The sequence below is a fragment of the Sedimentitalea todarodis genome (assembly GCF_032595355.1).
Taxonomy (GTDB): Bacteria; Pseudomonadota; Alphaproteobacteria; order Rhodobacterales; family Rhodobacteraceae; genus Sedimentitalea; species Sedimentitalea todarodis.
In genome coordinates this window covers 1-2,158 of the sequence record NZ_JASMWN010000075.1, presented here as the reverse complement: position 1 = coordinate 2,158, position 2,158 = coordinate 1, and the positions used below count along the sequence as shown (strand labels likewise).

The 2,158-nt window shown below is 62.0% G+C and carries 1 protein-coding gene and 1 pseudogene; both read right to left on the bottom strand.

The window, feature by feature from the left end; translation table 11 throughout:
- Positions 1-29 precede the first annotated feature (29 nt).
- Positions 30-1,630: pseudogene (tnpC, locus tag QO231_RS25985) on the bottom strand (IS66 family transposase).
- A gap of 55 nt (positions 1,631-1,685) precedes the next feature.
- Positions 1,686-2,054, bottom strand: coding sequence for an IS66 family insertion sequence element accessory protein TnpB (gene tnpB / locus QO231_RS25980; protein WP_316783181.1), 369 nt, complete (start codon positions 2,052-2,054; stop codon positions 1,686-1,688).
- Positions 2,055-2,158: the final 104 nt, after the last annotated feature.

Below are 2,158 nucleotides of genomic sequence, written 5' to 3'. Positions count from 1 at the left end.
GTAAGCGGCGGCTGGAGGGCACCGGGCTTTCAGGTTGACGATCGAAAGTTCCAGGGGAGCAGGTCGTCGATGCGGTTTTTCGGATGGCCCGCGGCGATGGCTTCGAGTGTAGATTTCAGGTAGGCGAAAGGCTCCACGCCGTTGATCTTTGCGGTTTCGATCAGGGAGGCGATGCGGCCCCAGGCCCGGCCGCCCTCATCGTGACCCGCGAATACTGCATTTTTTCGATTGAGGGCAATCGGGCGAATGAGATTTTCGACGCTGTTGGGTTCGATTTCGACGCGCCCGTCCGTCAGGAAGATTTGCAAGCCATTCCAGTGGTTATGGATATAGGCCAGCTTTTCGCCGAGGCGGGTTTTGGCCGAGATGCGCAGGCGTTGTGCCTGCAGCCAGTCTCCGAATGCAGCCACCAGCGGGGCGGACCGAGCTTGTCGGGCGGACAGGCGCTGGCCGGGGGATGTGCCACGGATGTCTTTTTCGACGGCATAGATTTCGGCGATCTGACGCAAGCCTTCGGCAGCGATCTCGGATCCGTCGCGGTCGAAGACCTCCTTCAGTTTGCGACGGGCATGGGCCCAGCAATACGCCACGGTGATCGGCTCGCCTCCCTTGCGGGATGGCTTTGTCAGCCGGTTATAACCGGTGTAACCGTCGATCTGGAGCGTGCCATCAAAGCCGGTCAGGAACTTTTCGGCGTTTTCGCCGCGGCGATCCGGAGCATAAAAATAGACCACGCCGGGCGGGTCATCGCCGCCCCAAGCGCGGTCATCGCGGGCAAGTGCCCAAAGGTAGCCGGTTTTTGTGCGCCCGCGTCCGGGGTCCAACACCGGCGCTGTCGTTTCATCTATTACCCGGCAGGCGCATGCAAAGCATGCTGCCGAGAGGGCATGAAGAGTTTGGTGGACGTCTTCAGGTGCTCGGCCAGCCGGTCTACGACAGGCGCGAGATGGAAGCCTGCCACACCCATCCAGTCCGCCAGCGTCGATCGGTGAATGTCGACCCCGGAGCGTCCCAGGATCTGCGACTGTCGGTACAATGGAAGGTGGTCCGCGTATTTCGACACCAGAACATGCGCGATTGCCCCTTCGGTGGGCAGCCCGCCCTCGATCAACCAGGGCGGCGTCGGCGCCTGAGTGATGCCGTCGGTGCAATTGCGGCAGGCGTATTTCGGGCGCACGGTCACGATCACACGGCACTGCGCCGGCACGATGTCGAGCCGCTCGTTGCGGTCTTCACCGATCCGGTGCATCGCGCCACAGCCGCATGGGCAGTCCAGACTATCGGGCTCGATCACCTGTTCGATGCGCGGCAATCCCTCGGGCAGGTTGCCGCGATTGCGCTTGGCGACCTTTTTCCGCCTGGGCTTGTCGTCGCCAGGGGCCTGCTCCGATTTCTTCTCTTCGACCTCGGCAAGGGCAACCTCAAGATCCTCAAAGACCAGCTGCCGGTCGTCGTCGGCCAGCTTCTCGGACTTCTTTCCGTAGAGCGCGTGATGCATCTCGGCAATCAGGTGTTCCTGGCGCTGATTGATCTCCTCCAATTGCGCCACACGGGCAGCTTGCGCCTCGAACCCCGCGCGATATTCCGGCGGCAGAACGGACAGGTCGAGGTGTTTGGCAGGGGCGGTCATGGGCGGATTTATAGATCATGATCACAGCCATGACCGCTGCATTCGACGCCCTGATTCACTCCGCCGCAGCTGGTGGTCGGGTGTCCAAGGCCTTCACCTTGCGCCAATCCAGCCCGGCGAACAGCGCCTCGAATTGCGCGTGGTTCAACGCCATCATCCCGTCCTTGATCGCGGGCCAGGCGAAGGCTGTGTCCTCGAGCCGCTTGTACGCCATCACAAGGCCGCTGCCGTCCCAATAGAGCAGCTTCAAGCGGTCCGCGCGCTTTGCGCGGAACACGAACACCGTCCCCCTATCGGTGAATGTTTCATTCACCTGTCGGCAACGGGTGAACGGATCCTTGCGCAGAACTGACTGGACCAACGCGGTCAGGCCGTCGTGCCCTTTACGGAAATCGACGGCCCGCGTCGCCACCAGAATGCGCACCCGGCCTCACGGCGAATGTTCCATTCGCCTGTCAGCCAATGGTATGGACGGAAAAATCATGCGCCACCCCCGAGAGCACGCACAATTTCCGCAATCCGGCCCGT